This is a genomic window from Streptococcus mitis (genome assembly GCF_047465045.1).
In the GTDB taxonomy this organism is placed as follows: domain Bacteria; phylum Bacillota; class Bacilli; order Lactobacillales; family Streptococcaceae; genus Streptococcus; species Streptococcus mitis_DT.
In genome coordinates this window covers 297,059-317,101 of sequence record NZ_JASHAR010000001.1, presented here as the reverse complement: position 1 = coordinate 317,101, position 20,043 = coordinate 297,059, and the positions used below count along the sequence as shown (strand labels likewise).

General features: G+C 40.5%; 19 protein-coding genes, 1 tRNA gene, 1 pseudogene and 1 riboswitch. Of the genes and pseudogenes, 16 read left to right on the top strand and 5 right to left on the bottom strand.

The window, feature by feature from the left end; genetic code table 11:
* Both QM409_RS01550 and QM409_RS01545 read left to right on the top strand, forming a co-directional pair.
* Positions 1-106, top strand: a pseudogene (locus QM409_RS01550) (adhesion protein); the annotation flags it as partial.
* 7 nt (positions 107-113) lie between these two features.
* The gene (locus tag QM409_RS01545; protein WP_414310486.1) at positions 114-3,944 is read left to right on the top strand and encodes a pneumococcal-type histidine triad protein; all 3,831 of its coding nucleotides are present in this window, start codon (positions 114-116) and stop codon (positions 3,942-3,944) included.
* A gap of 36 nt (positions 3,945-3,980) precedes the next feature.
* Here the strand turns inward: QM409_RS01545 and pepT are convergent, their stop codons facing one another.
* Complete coding sequence (gene pepT, locus QM409_RS01540) at positions 3,981-5,204, bottom strand: peptidase T (protein WP_414304881.1); 1,224 nt, start codon at positions 5,202-5,204, stop codon at positions 3,981-3,983.
* A gap of 152 nt (positions 5,205-5,356) precedes the next feature.
* Here pepT and hemH point away from each other — a divergent pair, with 152 nt between their 5' ends.
* Positions 5,357-6,451 (top strand): ferrochelatase, encoded by a 1,095-nt coding sequence (gene hemH / locus QM409_RS01535; protein WP_414304882.1) that lies wholly within the window; start codon positions 5,357-5,359, stop codon positions 6,449-6,451.
* A 41-nt stretch (positions 6,452-6,492) separates the two neighbouring features.
* Here hemH and mscL read toward each other — a convergent pair whose 3' ends face one another.
* Together mscL and QM409_RS01525 are read right to left on the bottom strand one after the other, a co-directional pair.
* On the bottom strand, positions 6,493-6,873 hold the full coding sequence (gene mscL, locus QM409_RS01530) for a large conductance mechanosensitive channel protein MscL (RefSeq protein WP_414304883.1): 381 nt from the start codon (positions 6,871-6,873) through the stop codon (positions 6,493-6,495).
* Positions 6,874-6,954: 81 nt separating this feature from the next.
* Positions 6,955-7,386: a GtrA family protein gene (locus QM409_RS01525; protein ID WP_414304884.1), complete on the bottom strand. Its 432-nt coding sequence runs from the start codon at positions 7,384-7,386 to the stop codon at positions 6,955-6,957.
* 28 nt (positions 7,387-7,414) lie between these two features.
* Positions 7,415-7,511: riboswitch (PreQ1 riboswitch) on the top strand.
* On the opposite strand from QM409_RS01525, the gene QM409_RS01520 reads away from it, so the two are divergent.
* The 4 genes from QM409_RS01520 (at position 7,509) to dapA (ending at position 10,639) form a co-directional block, all read left to right on the top strand.
* Entirely contained in the window at positions 7,509-8,018 is a 510-nt protein-coding gene (locus QM409_RS01520) for a QueT transporter family protein (protein ID WP_414304885.1), read from the top strand. Its footprint overlaps the riboswitch before it by 3 nt.
* Before the next feature lie 99 nt (positions 8,019-8,117).
* A tRNA-Thr gene (locus QM409_RS01515) sits at positions 8,118-8,190 on the top strand.
* A 380-nt stretch (positions 8,191-8,570) separates the two neighbouring features.
* Positions 8,571-9,647 (top strand): aspartate-semialdehyde dehydrogenase, encoded by a 1,077-nt coding sequence (locus QM409_RS01510; protein WP_004254313.1) that lies wholly within the window; start codon positions 8,571-8,573, stop codon positions 9,645-9,647.
* A gap of 56 nt (positions 9,648-9,703) precedes the next feature.
* Positions 9,704-10,639 (top strand): 4-hydroxy-tetrahydrodipicolinate synthase, encoded by a 936-nt coding sequence (gene dapA / locus QM409_RS01505; protein WP_004254315.1) that lies wholly within the window; start codon positions 9,704-9,706, stop codon positions 10,637-10,639.
* A gap of 44 nt (positions 10,640-10,683) precedes the next feature.
* On the opposite strand, the gene mnmE is transcribed toward dapA, so the two are convergent.
* Positions 10,684-12,057, bottom strand: coding sequence for a tRNA uridine-5-carboxymethylaminomethyl(34) synthesis GTPase MnmE (gene mnmE / locus QM409_RS01500; protein ID WP_414304886.1), 1,374 nt, complete (start codon positions 12,055-12,057; stop codon positions 10,684-10,686).
* Between the two features lie 137 nt (positions 12,058-12,194).
* Positions 12,195-12,377 (bottom strand): 4-oxalocrotonate tautomerase, encoded by a 183-nt coding sequence (locus QM409_RS01495; RefSeq protein ID WP_001117401.1) that lies wholly within the window; start codon positions 12,375-12,377, stop codon positions 12,195-12,197.
* Between the two features lie 122 nt (positions 12,378-12,499).
* On the opposite strand from QM409_RS01495, the gene QM409_RS01490 reads away from it, so the two are divergent.
* The 9 genes from QM409_RS01490 (at position 12,500) to QM409_RS01450 (ending at position 19,983) form a co-directional block, all read left to right on the top strand.
* Positions 12,500-13,090 (top strand): thymidine kinase, encoded by a 591-nt coding sequence (locus tag QM409_RS01490; RefSeq protein WP_414304887.1) that lies wholly within the window; start codon positions 12,500-12,502, stop codon positions 13,088-13,090.
* Complete coding sequence (prfA, locus tag QM409_RS01485; RefSeq protein WP_084926505.1) at positions 13,087-14,166, top strand: peptide chain release factor 1; 1,080 nt, start codon at positions 13,087-13,089, stop codon at positions 14,164-14,166. The genes QM409_RS01490 and prfA overlap by 4 nt, the downstream gene beginning before the upstream one ends.
* Entirely contained in the window at positions 14,166-15,002 is an 837-nt protein-coding gene (gene prmC / locus QM409_RS01480; RefSeq protein ID WP_000761865.1) for a peptide chain release factor N(5)-glutamine methyltransferase, read from the top strand. Before prfA ends, prmC begins: the two co-directional genes overlap by 1 nt.
* The gene (locus QM409_RS01475) at positions 14,986-15,588 is read left to right on the top strand and encodes an L-threonylcarbamoyladenylate synthase (protein ID WP_194251752.1); all 603 of its coding nucleotides are present in this window, start codon (positions 14,986-14,988) and stop codon (positions 15,586-15,588) included. The genes prmC and QM409_RS01475 overlap by 17 nt, the downstream gene beginning before the upstream one ends.
* A 1-nt stretch (position 15,589) precedes the next feature.
* Positions 15,590-16,021 (top strand): GNAT family N-acetyltransferase, encoded by a 432-nt coding sequence (locus QM409_RS01470; RefSeq protein ID WP_414304888.1) that lies wholly within the window; start codon positions 15,590-15,592, stop codon positions 16,019-16,021.
* Positions 16,022-16,082: 61 nt separating this feature from the next.
* Positions 16,083-17,339 carry a serine hydroxymethyltransferase gene (glyA, locus tag QM409_RS01465; RefSeq protein WP_414304889.1) on the top strand — a complete coding sequence of 419 codons (1,257 nt, stop codon included), beginning with the start codon at positions 16,083-16,085 and terminating at the stop codon, positions 17,337-17,339.
* Positions 17,340-17,346: 7 nt separating this feature from the next.
* Complete coding sequence (locus QM409_RS01460) at positions 17,347-18,321, top strand: nucleoid-associated protein (protein ID WP_414304890.1); 975 nt, start codon at positions 17,347-17,349, stop codon at positions 18,319-18,321.
* A complete protein-coding gene (gene pmp23, locus QM409_RS01455) occupies positions 18,321-18,935 on the top strand; it encodes a cell wall hydrolase Pmp23 (RefSeq protein WP_136936795.1) in 615 nt (204 codons plus the stop codon). Before QM409_RS01460 ends, pmp23 begins: the two co-directional genes overlap by 1 nt.
* Positions 18,936-19,008: 73 nt before the next feature.
* Positions 19,009-19,983 carry a DUF1002 domain-containing protein gene (locus QM409_RS01450; protein WP_414304891.1) on the top strand — a complete coding sequence of 325 codons (975 nt, stop codon included), beginning with the start codon at positions 19,009-19,011 and terminating at the stop codon, positions 19,981-19,983.
* Positions 19,984-20,043: the final 60 nt, after the last annotated feature.

Below are 20,043 nucleotides of genomic sequence, written 5' to 3'. Positions count from 1 at the left end.
GGGGCTTAAAACTCTGAATCCTTTAGAGGCAGACCCACAAAATGACAAGACTTATTTAGAAAACCTAGAAGACAATATGAGTATTTTAGCAGAAGAATTAAAGTGAGGAAAGAATGAAAATCAATAAGAAGAAACTTGCTGCTGGTGCAGCTGTTGTCCTTTCTTTAAGTCTTTGTATTTATGCATTGAATCAACATCAGACAGGAGAGAACAAAGATACGAATCGTGTATCTTATGTCGATGGGAAACAAGACACTCCAAAAACAGAGACACAAACACCAGATCAAGTTAGCAAAAAAGAAGATATTCAGGCTGAACAGATTGTTGTGAAAATCACTGATCAAGGTTATGTGACTTCACACGGTGATCATTTCCATTATTATAATGGGAAAGTTCCTTTTGATGCGATTTTCAGTGAAGAACTTTTGATGAAAGATGTCAATTATCAACTTAAAGACGCTGATATTGTCAACGAAGTCAAAGGTGGTTACATTATCAAGGTGGATGGTAAGTATTATGTTTACCTTAAGGATGTGGCACATGCAGACAACGTTCGTTCGAAGGACGAAATTGAACGTCAAAAACAAGGACATACTCACGATGCACCAACATCTAATAGTGCAGTGGCGCTTGCTCAATCTCAAGGTCGCTATACTACTGATGATGGCTACATCTTTAATGTATCTGATATTATAGAGGATACTGGTGATGCTTATATCGTCCCTCACGGTGGACATTACCACTACATTCCAAAGAGTTCCTTGTCTGCTAGTGAATTGGCTGCTGCTCAAGCCTATCTCTCTGGAACTAGAAAACAAGCGAGTGTGACTGACTATCGTCCAAGTCCAAATGAAACCAATCAAACTACCAATCCTAGTCAACAGGCTGAAATACCAAGTAATAAAGCCGAGAGTCTTCAAAGTCTGTTACAGCAGCTCTATGCTCTTCCAAGTACTCAACGATATGCTGAATCGGATGGTTTGACTTTTGACCCTGCTAAGATTTCAAGCAGAACACCGAGTGGTGTAGCGATTCCTCACGGAAATCACTATCATTTCATCCCCTATACAAAGCTTTCTGCATTAGAAGAAAAGATTGCGAGAATGATTCCTCTAGCTAGTGACAGTATGAAACCAACACCATTGGAGAATCAAAGCAAACCAGCAGAAAAACCTACTCAGCAAAACCATCATCATGAGCAAGATGGTGACCATGGAAGTCAGGACCCTAAGCATGAAGAACATGGTCATGATGGAGATGGACATGGCCACAAACATGATGAAGACCATGATCACGGTTTTGATGCCGATCGTGTCATTAGTGAGGATGATCAAGGTTTTGTCATGTCACACGGTGATCATAATCATTACTTCTTTAAGAAAGATTTGACAGCAGAGCAAATCAAGGCAGCACAAGACCACTTGAAAGGGGCGAATACAACAACACCAAGTCCAGCTCATGATGACGATCACGATGAAGATCATCATGGACACCATCATGGTGAGGAACACGATCACGGTTTTGATGCCAATCGTGTCATAAGTGAGGATGAGCAAGGATTTGTTATGAGTCACGGTGATCACAATCATTACTTCTTCAAGAAGGATTTGACTGCTGATCAAATTAAGGCAGCACAAGACCACTTGAAAGGGGCGAATACAACAACACCAAGTCCAGCTCATGATGACGATCACGACGAAGATCATCATGGACACCATCATGATGAAGACCATAATCACGGTTTTGATGCCAATCGTGTCATAAGTGAGGATGAGCAAGGATTTGTTATGAGTCACGGTGATCACAATCATTACTTCTTCAAGAAGGATTTGACTGCTGATCAAATTAAGGCAGCACAAGACCACTTGAAAGGGGCGAATACAACAACACCAAGTCCAGCTCATGATGACGATCACGACGAAGATCATCATGGACACCATCATGATGAAGACCATAATCACGGCTTTGATGCCAATCGTGTCATTAGTGAAGATGAGCAAGGATTTGTTATGAGTCACGGTGATCACAATCATTACTTCTTCAAGAAGGATTTGACAGCAGACCAAATTAAGGCAGCTCAGGATCATTTGAAAACACACCATGATGCAGAGCCTATAAAACCTCTTGCTAAAACGGTAGAGTCTTTCTCAAGAGATGCTAGCGATGAAGAAAAAATTGCTTACATTTCTAAGACCTATGGGGTTCCACTTGAAGCTATTAGAATTTCAAACGGCTTCTTTGTCTTTGGAAATCCAGACCAAGCCTACGATCCAACTCATATCCATCCCTATGCTGTTCGTAAGGAACATGTTCGTTTGCCACTCCAAACTGGAAACCCAGAACTTGATTTCCTAAATGAACTTTACACGACTGCCTTGCGAGATGGTGTGTCTCCTTATAGCTTACAGGTAGAGAATGGTAGTTTTGTGATTCCTCATGGCGACCACAATCACTACATCAAGGTTCAAACCAAGGGCTATGAAGTGGCTTTGAAAAACAAGATTCCAGCTCTCCAATCCAACTACCAAACTGGTGCTTTTGATGAGAAGGCGGTCTTGGCAAAAGTAGACCAACTTCTATCTGATAGCAGAAGCATCTATAAAGACAAGCCTATCGAACAAAGACAGATTGAGTTAGCCTTAGGTCAGTTTACTGAAAACATGAAGAAACTGGCAACTAACTCTACAGCAGGTTATCTTGCAACACTTGATCTCTTTGATAAGCAATATATCCATATTGATGAAAGTGTCAAACCTGTTGAAACGAGCGCTCTAGATAAGAAATATCAAGCCTTGATTGATAAAATCAACACACTGGATACAGACTCTTATGGACTTCCTAAGAAAGACCTACTCGTTCGACTCCAGGAAGCTAAGTTAGCTAAAGATGAGGCCAGTTTAGCAGCGGTTGAATCACAACTGCAAGCTCTTCAAGACTTTAATGATCGAACAGGGGTTACGACTGTTGAGTACATTAAGTATTTCTACGAACACGTAAATGACGGTCGTTTGAGTGATGAACTTCGAAACAAAGTAGCTCAGTTGAATTGGACCTTGTATCAATCTCAATCCTTCCTTAAGGCAGCAGAATTGAACAAATTATTCCCAAGCATCTATCAAGCAAAACAAGAAGTGGAAGAAGCTTTGAAAGCTCAGCCAACTACTGCGAAATCAAGTCAAACAGTTCTAGATACTGAAAAAGTTGATAATCAAAGTGCCAAGACAGCTATTTATGGCTTCTTGAAAGAATTGTATGGAGACTTTATGCCTGAAGAACATGTCAATCATGTTAGCAAGGAACAAGTTGAAAGTCTTTTGAGCAAGGCAAATCAACTCTTGGAACAAATCCAAGAAGAAGGAATCAGACAATCCTTGGCAGAAGAAGTAGAAAATCTCAAAGCTGCCACAAACAAAGCTGATGCAGACTTGGATGAAGTAAATAGTCAGGTGAAAGATGTCTTGACTCGTATCGCTAGTGCCCTTCAACAAGAGAAGGAAAATGCTGAGCAAGATCCTCAGACGCTTGTTCTCTATCAAAAACTCTACGATATTCTTATGTCGCTTCATGCTTATTTAGAAAACAATAAGGGTTCTGATGCGGACTTTGATAAGGTGGATGCTCTACTAGATCAACTTTCTGCTAAGAGTAAAGATAAAGCTGCTTTACTTGAATTGACAAAAGCTATTCTAGTCTTGAATCAAGAAATCAAGTCAAAATCAAGCGCGAGTGAAGAAGCAACTCCATCAACAAATGCTGAAGCAAATGGTGATAATACCAGTGCTGAGAACCGACCAAACGTAGCTGCAAAATCTAACAGTGAAATTGCTAGCGACGAAAACAAACCGAGCAACGCAACAGATTCTAAACCTGCTGAACCAGCTTCAGAAAAGGAAACAGCAGAATCTACAACAAGTGCTGGAAATCAAGAAAAACCAGCAGAATAAAAAGAAAGGCGAAGTAGCTGAGCTACCTCGTCTTTTTTAGTCTTTATAAGCGACGATACCAATGATGGTATCAACTGCACGTTCCATAGTCTGAAGGCTGACGTATTCAAAACGTCCATGCATGTTTTCCCCACCAGCAAAGATATTTGGAGTAGGGATTCCCATAAAGGAAATTTTAGAGCCGTCTGTCCCTCCACGGATTGGTTCAATAATGGGCGTGATAGCCAGATCTTCCATAACGGCTTTGGCAATGGTAATTGGAGTCATATCTTTTTCAATGACTTCTTTCATATTGTAGTACTGGTCTGTCAAGTTTAGGGTGACACGATCACTTCCAAGTTCTTGATTCATCTTATTAGCGATAGACTGCATAGCTGCTTTACGCGCTTCAAAGGCATCTTTTTCAAAATCGCGAATGATGTAGCTTGCACGCGCCTCTTCGACACTACCTGTCACATCCATAAGATGGTAGAAGCCTTGGTAACCTTCTGTTAACTCAGGTCGGTCATTCTCTGGAAGTTGATTATGAAAATCAATTGCTAGCTGAAGGGCGTTGACCATTTGCCCTTTGGCAGTACCAGGGTGGACATTGCGTCCTTGGAAATGCAATTCAGCACCAGCTGCTGAGAAAGTCTCGTACTGAAGTTCTCCTAGCGGACCACCATCAACAGTGTAGGCAAAATCCACATCAAAATCTTCTGCATCAAATTGATTAGCACCAACACCGATTTCTTCATCTGGACCAAAGCCAACACGAATCTCACAGTGTTTGATTTCAGGATGAGCAGTCAGATATTCAATAGCGGTCATAATTTCCGCAATACCAGACTTGTCATCAGCACCTAGCAAGGTTGTTCCATCGGTTGTGATGAGTGTTTGTCCTAGATATTTATCAAGACTCTTGAAGTCAGCTGGATCGAGTTTGAAACCAGAATTTCCAAGTTCAATCACACCACCATCGTAGTTTTCAATTACCTGTGGATTGACTCCTTCTGCATTAAAGTCAGCAGTATCCATGTGGGAGATGAAGCCAATCTTACGTGTTAAAGATGGATCATTGGCTGGCAAGGTCCCAATAGCAAAACCATTTGGTAGATAATAAACATTTTGTAAACCAACACGCTTCATTTCAGGAATCAGGACATTGGTTGCGAAATCAACCTGACTCTTTGTACTTGGAGTAGTAGTAGAGTGTTCATCAGAGCGCGTGTTGACCTTAACGTAGGTTAAGAAGCGGTCCAAGAGATTTGGATAAGTCATAAAAACTCCTTTTTAATTCATTTTTTCCATTGTATCATAGAAAGAAGAGAAAAACAAAAGACAGAAGATTGAGAATGTCCCTATGTTAGCGTTTACTTATTGATGAATTAATGATAAAATAGTCATGATAAAAAAATCACAAGGAAGCAGTTATGAAAAAAGCAATTTTAATGATGACCTTTGGTTCGCCAGAAGAGATTACCTTTGAAGGTGTGGCTGATTTTTTCACAAATATTCGTCGTGGAGTGAGACCCCAAGACCACGAGATTCAAACTCTCTATGATAATTATGTACGAATTGGAGGCACGCCTCTGCAAAGAATTACGCGTGAAGAGGTTGCCTTGGTAGAAGCTAGACTGGGAAATGAATATAGTGTCTATTTTGCCAATAAATTTTCCAGTCCCTTTATTCCAGATGTAATCGGTCAGATGGAAGCAGACGGCATTGAACAGTGTATTTGCTTGATTTTGGAGCCTCATTATTCTTTCTACTCTGTCATGGGCTATGAGAAATTTTTGGAAAGCAAACAAATTCAATTTTTGGTTATTAAGGATTGGTATCAGGAAGAAGCACTCTTAAACTACTGGGCGGATGAAATTGGTAAGATTTTAAAAGCAGAAGTAAAGCAAGACAGTTTTAAAGTCATCTTTTCAGCCCACAGTGTGCCTATTTTTGCCTTGGATTTTGGTGATCCCTATATCGATCAAATTTTCGAAAATAGTAAGCTAGTCGCTGAAAAACTGGGCTTGAATTTAGAACAATATACCAACACTTGGCAGAGTGAAAGTGATATCGGTATTCCATGGATTAAGCCAGATGTTTTAGAGTATCTCAGAGAACAGAAAGAACATCCAGACCATTATATTTTTGTCCCTATCAGCTTCATCAGCGAGCATATTGAAGTCTTGTTTGACAACGATGTAGAATGTTATGACTTATGTCAGGAATTTGGGGTCAATTACCACCGTCCACCAATGCCGAATACGGATTCTCGCTTGATTGATGCCTTGGTCAATACAGTCAGAGCCAATGAACATCAAGAATTTAGAGAATTCTTCCCAGAAGAAGAAACATTTGATGAATTAGTTCCTTCGGATGACACTAAAAATATTTTAGATGAATCACAAGACCTACAAATGCCGGAATTTGTGAAAAAACTGATTGAGAAAAAAGGTCGTGAAAATGTTAAGATGCCTTATCTTATTAAGAAAATGCTTGAGAAAGCAGGCAAGTTACCGAAAGAGTAAAGAAAAAAGGATTTAGCTTTGTGCTAGATCCTTTTAATCGATTATTTTTTCTCAAGAAGAGCTTTGATTTCTTGAAGTACTTCCAACTCAGTTGGACCAGCTGGAGCTTCCTCAGCAGCTTCTTCTTTCTTAGTAAGGCTTTGAGCTTTTTCAATACCTTTGATAACGAAGAAGAGAACAGTACCGATAACTAGGAAGTTGATAACAGCACTCAAGAATTTACCATATGTAACACCATTCCAAGCAAGCTCAGCGATATTTTGTACTTTCGCAGCTTCCAAGGCTGGATTCAAAATAAGTGGAGTGATGATATCGTTAACAAGTGATGTAACGATTGCACCAAAAACAGAGGCAATGATCACACCGACAGCAAGGTCAACAACATTACCACGAAGCAAAAATGCTTTAAGATCTTTTAACATTTTCATAATTTCCTTTCCAAAATTTTTACTCTTCATTATATATTAGTTAAGAAGAGCTTGCAAGCTATATGCTCAGGAATTTTATTTTTTAAATACAAAAACCTTACTAAAAATATAATTAAGGATAATTATCAACAATTGTGCAAGGACTGTTTCGATATTATTAATCTTATCAAGATTCCCGTTTACGAACTGACCAATAATATCAGGAAACTGGGTTACAAAGAGAAAAGTTAAAAATAAGTCTAACAGAAAAGTAGAAAGTCGGGCAAGAGTAAATTTCACTAAACGTCTTGGCCAATTCTGCCTAGCTTGCTTAAATACAACCGTATCATTTGTGATAAAGGCAAAGAGGATACCGATGATATTTGCCAGGGCAGTCGCAAGGAGTTCTTGATGACTTAGTTGATAAATAACTAGTCGTGAGAGAATCGAAACTAGAGTTGTTGCAAGGCCAAAAAAGAGATAGGATAAGATTTCATTGTTAAAAAATTTTTGAATAGGAATTTTCATACTTTTAGTATAGCATAAAGCAAGTTATTGTGCTATACTAGTAAGGTTGATTGAATCAACCCTTGGTGCTTAGCTTCTTTCACCAAGCATATTACACGCGGGCAACCGCCAAAGGAGAAAAGATGAAAAAATTAACTATTCGTGATGTAGCAGATATTGCAATCGTTGCTGCTATCTATGTCGTTTTAACTGTCACACCGCCTCTAAATGCTATCAGCTATGGTGCTTATCAGTTCCGTATTTCAGAAATGATGAACTTTATGGCTTTTTACAATCCTAAGTACATCATCGGAGTTACCATCGGTTGTATGATTGCTAATTTCTTTAGCTTCGGACTGCTAGATGTCTTTGTTGGTGGTGGATCAACCTTGGTATTCCTCAGTCTAGGTGTTTGGCTTTTTGCAAAATACAGCAAAGATTACCTCTTTAACGGATTGATTCGAAAAGATCATTTCTTCTTTTCAGTCCTCTTTTCAATTTCCATGTTTACCATCGCTGCAGAGTTGAATATCGTAGCGCAATTACCATTTTTCCTTACTTGGTTTACAACAGGAATCGGTGAATTTGCATCATTGATTGTTGGAGCAATTATTATTGGTAAAATTGGTCGTCGAATCGATTTAAGTAAATAGAACAAGATAAGCTGGGTAACTCTTACCTGGCTTTTTCTTATGGAAAATTTCTAAGGAAACTTGACAAGTTTTGCTAACTATAGTATACTTTTTAGGTAAGCTGATTTAGCTCAGTTGGCAGAGCGCATCCATGGTAAGGATGAGGTCGCCGGTTCAATCCCGGCAATTAGCATGATATTTACAGGGAAACTCTTGAGCACAAGAGTTTTTTTCTTATACTCGCGAGAAAAAATTCTGACTTTTGTATAATAAAAGTCATCCTGCAAAAATTTCTTATTGACAAAACCACTTATTTCTAGTAATATAATAGACGCGATGAGTCGATAGGTAGTTTTCGGACTACTATTGAGCATAAGGAGGTCATAACGCAGGAGCGGACCTTGATGAGTTGTGTGAACCTGCTCATCACATGAAGATGCCTCTTAGTCCCTAGTCTAGCGACTGGGGATTTTTATTTTCCAAAAAATGATGAAAAAGCTTTGCAATTCATGGAAAAAGTAGTATAATACATCTATTATAGAAATTTTTAGAAAATTCCGAAAGAGGTTATTTATGGGATATACAGTTGCTGTAGTCGGCGCGACAGGTGCTGTCGGAGCTCAGATGATAAAAATGTTGGAAGAATCAACACTTCCAATCGATAAAATTCGTTTACTTGCTTCTGCACGTTCAGCAGGCAAGACTTTGAAATTTAAAGATCAAGATATTACGATTGAAGAAACGACTGAAACAGCATTTGAAGGAGTTGATATTGCTCTCTTTTCAGCAGGTGGTTCTACATCAGCTAAATATGCACCATACGCAGTTAAAGCTGGAGCGGTAGTAGTAGATAATACATCTTACTTCCGTCAAAATCCAGATGTTCCTTTGGTTGTTCCAGAGGTCAATGCTCATGCACTTGATGCCCACAACGGTATCATTGCCTGCCCTAACTGTTCAACAATTCAAATGATGGTCGCTCTTGAGCCAGTTCGCCAAAAATGGGGCTTGGACCGTATCATTGTTTCAACTTACCAAGCAGTTTCAGGTGCTGGTATGGGAGCAATTCTTGAGACACAACGTGAACTTCGTGAAGTCTTGAATGATGGTGTAACCCCACGTGATTTGCATGCGGAAATCTTGCCGTCAGGTGGTGATAAGAAACATTATCCTATCGCTTTTAATGCTCTTCCACAAATTGATGTCTTCACTGACAATGATTACACTTACGAAGAGATGAAGATGACTAAGGAAACTAAGAAAATTATGGAAGATGACAGCATTGCAGTATCTGCAACATGTGTGCGTATTCCAGTCTTGTCAGCCCACTCTGAATCAGTTTATATCGAAACAAAAGAAGTAGCTCCAATCGAAGAAGTAAAAGCAGCTATCTCAGCCTTCCCAGGTGCTGTTCTTGAAGATGATGTGGCTCATCAAATCTATCCTCAAGCCATTAATGCAGTGGGTTCACGTGATACCTTTGTTGGTCGTATCCGTAAAGACTTGGATGCAGAAAAAGGAATTCACATGTGGGTTGTTTCAGATAACCTGCTCAAAGGTGCTGCTTGGAACTCAGTTCAGATTGCAGAAACTCTTCATGAACGTGGCTTGGTTCGTCCAACGGCCGAATTGAAATTTGAATTAAAATAGTCATATCGTTTAGGAGTTCAGATGAACTCCTTCTTTGAAATAGAGAGGTGTTTCTCATGTCTTATAAAGATTTAAAAGAGTGTAAAATCATCACAGCCTTTATTACCCCCTTCCATGAGGATGGTTCCATCAATTTTGATGCCATTCCAGCCTTGATTGAGCATTTGTTGGCGCATCATACAGACGGAATTCTCCTTGCAGGGACCACTGCTGAGAGTCCAACCTTGACCCACGATGAAGAGTTGGAACTCTTTGCGGCTGTACAAAAGATTGTCAATGGACGCGTTCCTTTGATTGCGGGTGTAGGTACTAATGATACGCGTGACTCTATTGAGTTTGTCAAAGAAGTAGCGGAATTTGGCGGTTTTGCTGCTGGACTTGCTATCGTACCTTACTACAACAAACCTTCTCAAGAAGGAATGTATCAGCATTTTAAAGCCATTGCAGATGCTTCTGACTTACCAATTATTATCTATAACATTCCAGGGCGTGTAGTTGTCGAATTGACTCCAGAAACCATGCTTCGCTTGGCAGATCATCCAAATATCATTGGTGTCAAAGAATGTACTAGCTTGGCTAATATGGCTTACTTGATTGAGCACAAGCCAGAAGAGTTCTTGATTTATACAGGTGAGGATGGCGATGCTTTCCATGCCATGAACCTTGGTGCGGACGGGGTTATTTCTGTTGCCTCTCATACAAATGGGGATGAAATGCACGAGATGTTTACTGCCATTGCAGAAAGCGATATGAAGAAAGCCGCAGCAATTCAGCGTAAATTCATTCCTAAGGTTAATGCCCTCTTCTCTTATCCAAGTCCTGCTCCAGTTAAAGCTGTTCTTAACTATATGGGATTTGAAGCTGGCCCAACACGCTTACCTCTAGTTCCAGCACCAGAAGAAGATGCCAAACGCATTATCAAAGTCGTCGTTGATGGCGACTACGAAGCAACTAAGGCAACTGTAACAGGTGTCCTAAGACCAGATTACTAAGAAAGATTAGAAAATCCATGACCGAATGAACGATCATGGATTTCTTATTTTCCTAAACAGAATTGGCTAAAAAGTTGAGTGATGAGTTCATCAGGAGCAGCATCCCCAGTGATTTCTCCGAGGATTTCCCAAGTACGAGTCAAGTCAACTTGAAGCAAGTCAACTGGCATACCTAGTTCCAGCCCTTCATTAACAGCCTGTAGGCTTTCAACAGCCTTCTCAATCAAGGAAATATGACGGGCATTTGACAAGTAAGTTGCGTCTTGCTCAACCAAACCAGCATTTTCAAAGAAGAGGTTGTTAATACGTTCTTCAATCTTATCAATATTTTGGTTTTTAAGGACTGAAATACGAATAACGTCTTCAGGTAGTTCCGAAGTTTCAATCGCTTCAGGCAGGTCGGTTTTATTAAGAAGAATAATACGGTTTGTATCTTGGCTAATCTCAAGAAGTTGTCGGTCTTGGGTAGTTAATGACTCGCTAGCGTTTAGCACTAGCAGAACCAAGTCAGCTTCCTTAAGGGCTTTTTTTGAACGCTCAACACCGATTTGTTCAACGATATCATCCGTTTCACGAATACCAGCTGTGTCAATCAATTTTAGAGGAACACCGTTGATGTTGACGTATTCTTCGATAACATCTCGAGTAGTACCAGCAATATCGGTTACGATTGCCTTGTCTTCACGCAAGAGGTTGTTGAGAAGGCTTGATTTCCCAACGTTAGGACGGCCGATGATAGCTGTTGAAATTCCCTCACGGAGGATTTTACCGCGACGGGCTGTCCTAAGGAGATTGGTTAGCAATTGCTCAAACTTCATAGTCTTATCACGGACAACGGCAGTAGTGGCTTCCTCAACATCGTCATACTCAGGATAATCAATATTAACCTCGACTTGGGCAAGAGTATTGAGGATTTCTTGACGGGTATTATTAATCAGCTCAGAAAGGGAACCGTCTAATTGTTTAACTGCAATGTTCATAGCCTTGTCTGTCTTAGCACGGATGATGTCCATAACGGCCTCAGCCTGCGTCAAATCTACGCGACCGTTTAGAAAGGCACGTTTGGTAAATTCACCAGGTTCTGCCAACCGAGCTCCTTCACGGATAGCTAGCTGGAGAATTTCATTGGTCACCGCAATCCCACCGTGGGTGTTAATCTCGATAATATCCTCACGAGTGAAGGTTTTTGGAGATTTCATAGCCCCAACCATGACTTCGTCCATGACTTTACCAGTCAGAGGATCAATAATGTGACCGTAGTTAAGGGTATGGCTAGCAACCTGACTCAAGTCTTTTCCTTTAAAAATCTTTTGCGCAATAGCAAAACTGTCTGTTCCGCTTAGGCGGACAATACCAATAGCTCCTTCACCTAGTGGAGTAGAGATAGCAGCAATAGTATCAAATTCACGTGTAATCATATTGTTTCCTTTAATAAATAGCTCTTTTCTTGGAAATTTTTCCAAGTATCCTTTCAAATTGTAACAAATTTGAACTATTTCTTCAATGGATGCTACTTGGAGATTGAAAAAGCCTAAGCAATTCTGCTTAAGCTAGCTTATTTGGTGCGCATTTCCCCTTGTGGGAAATAAGTTCCTTCTGGCATGTCGTTGATGATGACATGAACAGCTGATTGAGGTGCTCCAGTGTTGCGAACAACAGCTTCTGTTACTTCCTTAGCAAGAGCTTTCTTTTGCTCGAGCGTGCGTCCTTCAAATAAATCGATGCGTACAAATGGCATAATGGCTTCCTCCACTAGTTTTTGATTTCTTCTATTTTACCACATTTTGCCGTTTAAAGCTTAAGAAAATTATGATATACTAGAATGTAGCAAAAATTTAGAATGGACGTGAAGCAAGAAACATGGCACAGTTGTATTATCGTTATGGGACCATGAACTCTGGAAAGACAATAGAGATTCTTAAGGTGGCCTATAACTATGAGGAGCAAGGAAAAGGTGTTGTGATTATGACTTCAGCTCTGGATACGCGTGACGGTGTTGGCTATGTGTCGAGTCGAATCGGTATGAAACGCCCTGCTCTTGCGATTGAGGAGACGACGGATATCTTTGGCTATATCCGAGACCTACCAGAAACACCTTACTGTGTTTTGGTCGATGAGGCTCAGTTTCTCAAGCGTCACCATGTTTACGATCTAGCTCGTGTTGTCGATGAGTTAGACATACCTGTCATGGCTTTTGGTTTGAAAAATGATTTTCGCAATGAACTGTTCGAAGGTTCCAAATATCTCTTGCTTTTAGCAGATAAGATTGACGAAATCAAGACCATTTGTCAGTATTGCAAGAAAAAGGCGACCATGGTATTACGAACTCAAGATGGTGTGCCAGTCTATGATGGTGAACAAATTCAAATAGGTGGAAATGAAACCTATATCTCGGTTTGTCGTAAACATTATTTTGCCCCTGAAATCAATAAGGAGAATGAAGAAAAATGAACATCTATGATCAACTACAAGCAGTAGAAGACCGTTATGAAGAATTAGGAGAGTTGCTGAGTGACCCAGATGTGGTTTCAGACACCAAGCGTTTCATGGAGCTCTCAAAAGAAGAGGCTTCAAGCCGTGATACAGTGACGGCTTACCGAGAATACAAACAAGTCCTTCAAAACATCGTTGATGCTGAAGAGATGATTAAGGAATCAGGTGGAGATGCGGACTTAGAAGAAATGGCCAAGCAAGAATTAAAAGATGCCAAGGCTGAAAAAGAAGAATACGAAGAGAAATTGAAAATTTTGCTCCTTCCAAAGGATCCAAACGATGACAAGAACATCATCCTTGAAATTCGTGGAGCGGCTGGTGGTGACGAAGCGGCACTTTTCGCCGGAGACCTTCTAACTATGTACCAAAAGTATGCAGAAGCCCAAGGCTGGCGCTTTGAAGTCATGGAGGCTTCTATGAATGGTGTCGGCGGTTTCAAAGAAGTGGTTGCCATGGTTTCAGGTCAATCTGTTTACTCTAAACTCAAGTACGAATCAGGTGCCCACCGTGTGCAACGTATCCCTGTGACAGAAAGCCAAGGTCGTGTCCATACATCAACTGCCACAGTTCTTGTCATGCCTGAAGTCGAAGAAGTAGAATACGATATTGATCCAAAAGACCTTCGTGTCGACATCTATCATGCATCAGGTGCTGGTGGACAGAACGTCAACAAAGTTGCGACTGCCGTTCGTATCGTTCACTTGCCAACCAATATCAAGGTTGAGATGCAGGAAGAACGTACCCAGCAGAAGAACCGTGAGAAAGCCATGAAAATCATCCGTGCGCGTGTTGCTGACCACTTTGCTCAGATTGCACAAGATGAACAAGACGCTGAGCGTAAGTCGACAATCGGTACTGGTGACCGTTCAGAACGGATCCGAACTTATAACTTCCCACAAAACCGTGTCACGGACCACCGTATCGGCTTGACTCTCCAAAAACTAGATACCATTTTGTCTGGTAAATTGGATGAAGTTGTGGATGCCTTGGTGCTCTATGACCAAACGCAAAAATTAGAAGAATTAAATAAATAATGAAATTAGCTCAATTATTTTCAGATTTTGAAGAAGAATTGATAAGACAGGGAGAGGAAGCAGAAAGCCTCTCTTTTGTCTATCGTAGCCTGAAAAATCTTTCTTTTACAGATTTTGTCTTTGCCCTCCAGCAAGAGGTAAACAAGGAAGAAAAACAATTTGTAAAAGGAATTTTCCAACAGTTAGCAGCTCATAAACCAGCCCAGTACATCATTGGACAGACAGATTTTTATGGAATGCAGTTAACAGTTGATGAGCGAGTATTGATCCCTCGTCCAGAAACAGAGGAGTTGGTGGGGCTTATTCTGGCTGAAAATCCTGAGACGAATCTTTCAGTTCTGGATATTGGAACAGGTAGTGGAGCTATTGCTCTCGCTCTAGCAAAAAACAGACCAGATTGGTCAGTGACAGCAGCAGATATTTCCCAAGATGCTTTAGATTTAGCTAACGAAAATGCTAAAAATCAAAATCTTCAAATATTTTTAAAAAAATCTGACTGTTTTACAGAAATTTCTGAAAAATATGATATAATTGTTTCCAATCCACCCTATATCTCTCGTGAAGATGAGTCAGAGGTCGGCTTGAATGTTTTGCATTCGGAGCCTCATCTAGCTCTCTTTGCAGACGAGGATGGCCTAGCTATTTACCGTAGAATTGCGGAAGATGCAAAAGACTATCTCAAAGATGGTGGTAAGATTTACCTTGAAATTGGATACAAGCAAGGTCAAAGTGTTCCTGAACTTTTTAGGAAGCATCTTCCTGAAAAACGTGTAAGAACACTTAAGGACCAATTTGGTCAAGATAGGATGGTCGTGGTTGATGATGGACAGGATTAGACAAGAGTTGGAAAATGGTGGAGCTGTCGTTCTACCTACAGAGACAGTTTACGGTCTCTTTGCCAAGGCTCTAGACGAAAAAGCAGTTGATCATGTATACCAGCTTAAACGTCGTCCAAGAGACAAGGCGCTTAACCTCAATATCGCCTCTCTAGAGGACATCTTGCACTTTTCTAAGAATCAGCCAACTTATCTTCAAAAACTTGTAGAGACCTTTTTACCAGGTCCCTTGACCATTATCCTTGAAGCCAATGACCGAGTTCCCTATTGGGTCAATTCTGGCCTTGCGACTGTTGGATTTCGGATGCCTAGTCATCCCATTACCCTTGATTTGATTCGAGAGACGGGGCCCTTGATTGGACCGTCTGCCAATATTTCAGGTCAGGCAAGTGGAGTAACCTTTGAACAAATTCTGAAGGATTTTGACCAAGAGGTTTTGGGTCTGGAAGACGATGCTTTTCTAACGGGACAGGATTCAACTATTTTGGACTTGTCTGGAGACAAGGTAAAAATCTTACGCCAAGGGGCCATTAAGCGAGAAGATATTCTTGCTCGTTTGCCAGAGATTTCTTTTGAGGAGGAATGAGATGCTAAGAGATTTACAAGAAACAGATGTGAAAGCCATTTGTGAAATTAACCAAGAAGCTTTGGGCTATTTTTTTAGTCTAGAGGACACGGCTAGTCAACTAGCTAGACTGTCTCAGAATTCACATCATTTCTTACTTGCTTATGAGGATGAAGCTAGTCATGCCTTGCTTGGATATGTCCACGCTGAGGTCTATGAATCACTTTATTCTAAAGCAGGATTTAATATTTTAGCCTTAGCAGTTTCACCTCAAGCGCAAGGTCAAGGTATTGGTAAAAGCTTATTGCAAGGGTTGGAGCAAGAAGCAAAAAGACGCGGCTATGGATTTATCCGCTTAAACTCTGCCGACCATCGTCTGGGTGCTCATGCATTTTATGAAAAAGTTGGTTATACTTGTGATAAAATGCAGAAACGGTTTATTCGCATCTTTTAGTTTGATTTTCTAATAAGAAAATTAAACTAATGGACTAGTCACACAATAAAGGAGAAGACCTATGATTTTTGACAAAGATGATTTTAAAGCATATGATGCTGATCTCTGGAATGCTATTGCCAAAGAAGAAGAACGACAACAAAACAACATTGAGTTGATTGCTTCGGAAAACGTAGTTTCCAAGGCTGTTATGGCAGCTCAAGGGTCTATCTTGACGAATAAATACGCCGAAGGTTACCCAGGACGCCGTTATTATGGTGGAACAGATGTAGTAGATGTGGTAGAAACTCTAGCCATTGAACGTGCAAAAGAAATTTTCGGTGCTAAATTCGCCAACGTCCAACCTCACTCAGGAAGCCAAGCCAACTGTGCTGCTTACATGGCCTTGATTGAGCCAGGTGATACCGTTATGGGGATGGATTTGGCAGCAGGTGGACACTTGACTCACGGAGCTCCTGTCAGCTTCTCAGGTCAAACTTATAACTTTGTGTCTTATAGTGTGGACCCTGAAACAGAACTCTTGGACTTTGATGCTATCTTGAAACAAGCCCAAGAAGTCAAACCAAAACTGATTGTAGCAGGTGCTTCAGCCTATTCTCAAATTATCGACTTTTCAAAATTCCGTGAAATTGCAGATGCCGTTGGTGCTAAGCTCATGGTAGACATGGCCCATATCGCTGGTTTGGTTGCTGCTGGTCTTCACCCAAGTCCAGTACCATATGCTCATATCACTACAACAACGACACACAAAACCCTTCGTGGACCTCGTGGTGGTTTGATTTTGACTAATGACGAAGAACTTGCTAAGAAAATCAATTCAGCTATTTTCCCAGGTATTCAGGGCGGTCCTTTGGAGCATGTTGTTGCTGCGAAGGCTGTTTCCTTCAAAGAAGTTTTGGATCCAGCCTTCAAGGAATATGCTGCCAATGTTATCAAAAACAGCAAGGCTATGGTAGAAGTCTTCTTGCAAGATCCTGATTTCCGTATCATTTCTGGTGGGACTGAAAACCACCTCTTCCTAGTGGATGTTACTAAGGTTGTAGAAAATGGAAAAGTTGCTCAAAACTTGCTGGATGAAGTCAATATTACCCTAAATAAAAACTCAATTCCTTATGAAACCTTGTCACCATTCAAGACAAGTGGGATTCGTATCGGATCTGCAGCCATTACTGCACGTGGATTTGGTGAAGAAGAAAGTCGCAAAGTGGCTGAACTCATCATTAAAACCCTTAAAAATGCAGAAAATGAGGCTGTCTTAGAAGAAGTGAGAAGAGCAGTCAAAGAATTGACAGATGCCTTCCCATTATACGAGGACTAATACTTTTATGGACATTTATATTAAGAAAGCCATTATCCATCAGTTCAGCCCGGATGATACCGAGCTGTTCCTAGCGGATAAGCTTCTCAATATTACTCCAAAAATCGAAGAATACCTGCGTAGAAAAATTGAACGTGTGTATTCAGATGAAGCCAAGACTGGGATTTTCGAAGAAGAAAATCCCTTCTTCAATCACATCACTGACGATTTGTTGGAGACATCAGTCACACTGGCTAATCTCTGGAAAGAAGAGTTCAGTATTTCTGAAAATCTCAAGACCAATGACTTGATTTTTGTGCAATTTTCTAAAGAAGGCGTGGAACATTTCGCTTTCTTGCGAATTACCCTGCGTGAGACCCTGACCCACCTCGGAGGAGAGGTCGATAATCCAATCAAGCTGACTCAGAATAACCTGCCTGGATTTGGAACTGGGGCTGATGAGGCCTTGGTGGTCAATCTTCAGAGTCGCAAGTACCATCTGATTGAAAAACGAATCAAGTACAACGGGACTTTCTTGAACTATTTTTCAGACAATCTTCTTGCCGTTTCCCCTAAGATTTCTCCCAAGAAATCTATCAAGGAACTGGAAAAAACGGCACAGCGAATTGCTGAGACTTTTAACACAGATGATTTTCAATTTCAATCTAAGGTCAAATCAGCGATTTTCAACAACCTAGAAGAAAGCAATGAATTGTCGCCTGAAAAATTGGCCAACGACCTTTTTGACAATAATCTGACGGCTCGTTTGAGCTTTATTGACCAAGTCAAAGAAGCCGTACCAGAACCAGTTCAATTTGATGAAATTGATGCCAGTCGTCAGCTTAAAAAATTTGAAAACCAAAAACTTTCCTTGTCAAATGGAATTGAGCTCATCGTTCCCAATAACGTCTATCAAGATGCCGAGTCTGTTGAGTTTATCCAAAACGACAATGGAACCTACTCTATCTTAATCAAAAATATCGAGGATATCCAAAGTAAATAATGTTTAAACGAATTCGAAGAGTGCTTGTACTAGCAGTCTTCCTTTTTGCTGGCTATAAAGCTTACCGCGTTCACCAAGATGTCAAGCAAGTCATGACCTATCAACCCATGGTGCGCGAAATTTTGAGTGAAAAAGACACCCCAGCAAACGAAGAGCTTGTGCTCGCTATGATTTATACTGAAACAAAAGGAAAAGAAGGCGATGTTATGCAGTCTAGTGAGTCTGCTAGTGGCGCTACCAATACCATTAATGATAATGCCTCTAGCATTCGGCAAGGCGTTCAAACTCTGACAGACAATCTCTATCTGGCCCAGAAGAAGGGTGTTGATGTCTGGACAGCTGTTCAAGCCTATAATTTTGGACCTGCCTATATCGATTTTATCGCCCAAAATGGTAAGGAAAACACCCTAGCACTGGCCAAACAGTACTCTCGTGATACTGTTGCTCCCTTGCTTGGCAATACCACTGGAAAGACTTATAGTTATATGCACCCCATTTCCATTTTTCACGGTGCCGAACTCTATGTAAATGGAGGAAACTATTACTATTCTAGACAGGTACAACTCAACCTTTACATCATCAAATGTTTCACTCTCTTTTCGACATCTGGCTAGCCCAGGTGTTTTTGTTATAAGTTTTCTTTAAGATAGATATATTACTCTAGAAAGGTAAAGGAGGAAAATCCCTATGAGAAAGAAACTCTTTCTGACTAGTGTTGCGGTCTTGTGGGCAGTAACAGCTATGAATAGCGCCCATGCAGCAACAGATGTGCAAAAAGTTATCGATGAAACCTATGTTCAACCTGAATATGTCCTAGGTTCATCATTGTCTGAAGACCAAAAAAATCAAACTCTAAAAAAACTAGGCTACAATGCCTCAACAGACACCAAAGAACTCAAGACCATGACACCTGATGTCTATTCTAAGATTATGAATGTTGCCAATGACTCTAGTTTACAATTGTATTCATCAGCCAAGATTCAAAAGCTAGGTGACAAATCGCCACTTGAGGTCAAGATTGAAACACCAGAAAACATCACTAAGGTGACTCAGGATATGTACCGAAATGCAGCCGTAACTTTGGGTGTGGAACACGCCAAAATCACTGTAGCAGCACCTATTCCCGTTACAGGTGAGAGTGCCTTAGCTGGGATTTACTATTCGCTAGAAGCTAATGGAGCCAAGGTGCCGCAAGCCAACAAAGATTTGGCTCAAGAAGAGTTGAAGGCTTTGTCCGATATCAATGCTGAAAACAAGGACAAGTCAGGCTATGATGCTAATAAATTAAATGTTGCCCTAGCCGATATCAAGTCAGGAATCGCCAAAGCTAAAGAAAGCAAGGGAAATCTGACGGAGGAAGATGTCCGTAAAATCGTTGAAGATACCTTAAAAAATTACAAACTTGATCAGGTTATAACAGGAAACCAGATCAATATCATCATCAATTTTGCTTTAAATCTCTCAAAAAGTGATATCCTCAGCAATGCAGACTTCACTAAAACCTTGAATGACCTTAAACAAAGCATCGTATCACAAGCTGGCGACAGTTTTAAAAATATTAACCTTAACTTTGATGCTGATAAGGCGCTAGAAGACGGCGGAAACTTCTTAAGCTCCCTCTGGCAAGCCATTGTCAACTTCTTCAAGAGTTTTGGTTCTTAAGAAATTTCATGGTATAATAGATGGTAACCGTAACGTTGCCGTCTTTTTTGTCGGCCAATA

Excerpts from the sequence above, each read along its gene's own strand:
- QM409_RS01545 (WP_414310486.1), top strand. The coding sequence starts at position 114 with ATGAAAATCAATAAGAAGAAACTTGCTGCTGGTGCAGCTGTTGTCCTT.
- pepT (WP_414304881.1), bottom strand. The coding sequence starts at position 5,204 with ATGACTTATCCAAATCTCTTGGACCGCTTCTTAACCTACGTTAAGGTC.
- hemH (WP_414304882.1), top strand. The coding sequence starts at position 5,357 with ATGAAAAAAGCAATTTTAATGATGACCTTTGGTTCGCCAGAAGAGATT.
- mscL (WP_414304883.1), bottom strand. The coding sequence starts at position 6,873 with ATGTTAAAAGATCTTAAAGCATTTTTGCTTCGTGGTAATGTTGTTGAC.
- QM409_RS01525 (WP_414304884.1), bottom strand. The coding sequence starts at position 7,386 with ATGAAAATTCCTATTCAAAAATTTTTTAACAATGAAATCTTATCCTAT.
- QM409_RS01520 (WP_414304885.1), top strand. The coding sequence starts at position 7,509 with ATGAAAAAATTAACTATTCGTGATGTAGCAGATATTGCAATCGTTGCT.
- QM409_RS01510 (WP_004254313.1), top strand. The coding sequence starts at position 8,571 with ATGGGATATACAGTTGCTGTAGTCGGCGCGACAGGTGCTGTCGGAGCT.
- dapA (WP_004254315.1), top strand. The coding sequence starts at position 9,704 with ATGTCTTATAAAGATTTAAAAGAGTGTAAAATCATCACAGCCTTTATT.
- mnmE (WP_414304886.1), bottom strand. The coding sequence starts at position 12,057 with ATGATTACACGTGAATTTGATACTATTGCTGCTATCTCTACTCCACTA.
- QM409_RS01495 (WP_001117401.1), bottom strand. The coding sequence starts at position 12,377 with ATGCCATTTGTACGCATCGATTTATTTGAAGGACGCACGCTCGAGCAA.
- QM409_RS01490 (WP_414304887.1), top strand. The coding sequence starts at position 12,500 with ATGGCACAGTTGTATTATCGTTATGGGACCATGAACTCTGGAAAGACA.
- prfA (WP_084926505.1), top strand. The coding sequence starts at position 13,087 with ATGAACATCTATGATCAACTACAAGCAGTAGAAGACCGTTATGAAGAA.
- prmC (WP_000761865.1), top strand. The coding sequence starts at position 14,166 with ATGAAATTAGCTCAATTATTTTCAGATTTTGAAGAAGAATTGATAAGA.
- QM409_RS01475 (WP_194251752.1), top strand. The coding sequence starts at position 14,986 with ATGATGGACAGGATTAGACAAGAGTTGGAAAATGGTGGAGCTGTCGTT.
- QM409_RS01470 (WP_414304888.1), top strand. The coding sequence starts at position 15,590 with ATGCTAAGAGATTTACAAGAAACAGATGTGAAAGCCATTTGTGAAATT.
- glyA (WP_414304889.1), top strand. The coding sequence starts at position 16,083 with ATGATTTTTGACAAAGATGATTTTAAAGCATATGATGCTGATCTCTGG.
- QM409_RS01460 (WP_414304890.1), top strand. The coding sequence starts at position 17,347 with ATGGACATTTATATTAAGAAAGCCATTATCCATCAGTTCAGCCCGGAT.
- pmp23 (WP_136936795.1), top strand. The coding sequence starts at position 18,321 with ATGTTTAAACGAATTCGAAGAGTGCTTGTACTAGCAGTCTTCCTTTTT.
- QM409_RS01450 (WP_414304891.1), top strand. The coding sequence starts at position 19,009 with ATGAGAAAGAAACTCTTTCTGACTAGTGTTGCGGTCTTGTGGGCAGTA.